This window comes from Massilia genomosp. 1 (assembly GCF_011682185.1).
GTDB classification, from domain to species: domain Bacteria; phylum Pseudomonadota; class Gammaproteobacteria; order Burkholderiales; family Burkholderiaceae_D; genus Telluria_A; species Telluria_A rubra.
On record NZ_WHJF01000347.1, the window covers coordinates 1 to 679 of the forward strand.

At 57.1% G+C, this 679-nt stretch carries 1 protein-coding gene; it reads left to right on the plus strand.

The features are described from left to right. The coding region (locus F1735_RS34005; protein WP_267876722.1) for a reverse transcriptase domain-containing protein at window positions 1–679 on the plus strand (679 nt) is incomplete at both ends.

The following is a 679-nucleotide window of genomic DNA, read 5'->3' on the forward strand; positions in this document are numbered from 1 at the left end:
GGCCGTCGGGCGCGTGACGCGGTGCTCGCAGCACAGCAACATGTGCAGGACGGCTTCCGAATCGTGGTGGACGTCGATCTTGAGAAATTCTTTGATCGGGTCAATCATGATGTGCTCATCGACCGGTTCCAGAAACGCATCGCAGACGCCAGCATCATTGGGCTGATCCGATCGTATCTGAATGCAGGCATCATGAGTAACGGTGTGGTGGCCGAACGGGAGGCCGGTACGCCACAAGGCGGGCCGCTGTCGCCTCTGCTGGCCAATGTGTTGCTGGACGAAGTGGATCGAGAGCTTGAACGCAGGGGGCATCGTTTCGCTCGCTACGCCGACGACTGCAATGTGTACGTGCGCAGTCAGCAGGCTGGTGAACGGGTGATGGCACTGCTAAAGCGTCTGTACGGCAAACTGCATTTGACGATCAATGAATCGAAAAGTGCGGTGGGCAGCGCGTTTGGTCGAAAGTTTCTGGGTTTCGCCTTATGGGCGGCTCCGAGAGGCGAGGTCAAACGGGCCATCTCGAACAAGGCGCGGGAAACGTTCAAGCAAAGGATACGGCAGATAACAAGTCGTACCTGTGGCCGTAGCATAAACCAGGTGATCGAACAGTTGCGGCGATACGTGCTGGGATGGAAAGCTTACTTCAATCTGGCTCAAACTCCGGGAGTCTGGCGCAAGC